The following is a 364-nucleotide window of genomic DNA, read 5'->3' on the forward strand; positions in this document are numbered from 1 at the left end:
CTTTTCAATATCAAGGATTAAATTTTAAAATTAACTTGAGCTGATTATTTAAAATATAAGGATTGACAATGAAAAAAATTTTCTTAGCATTTATGGTTTTAGTTAATTGTGTTTTTGCTAGTGATGAGCTAAATATAGACAGTTTATTTAAAAAGCAAATAGGCTTAAGAAGCATTACAAGCTTTTCTTTACTTAGCACAGGAAATGCAAACTCGTATTCTCTTTATCCTAATATAACAAATGGAAAAATAATAGGATTTAGAGTTAGAAAATTTAAGGATATAAATTCCTTGCAAAAACTCAAAGACAATGCCGAAGAGCTTTTCTACTTGGATAAACAAAGAGTTTTAAAGGCTAAAGAAGC

General features: G+C 26.9%; 1 pseudogene. It reads left to right on the plus strand.

Annotation, left to right across the window (positions count from 1 at the left end):
- Window positions 1-68: 68 nt before the first annotated feature.
- Window positions 69-364, plus strand: a pseudogene (locus KAR67_RS09785) (hypothetical protein); the annotation flags it as partial.

The organism is Campylobacter sp. JH32, from assembly GCF_017846535.1.
Lineage (GTDB): Bacteria > Campylobacterota > Campylobacteria > Campylobacterales > Campylobacteraceae > Campylobacter_D > Campylobacter_D coli.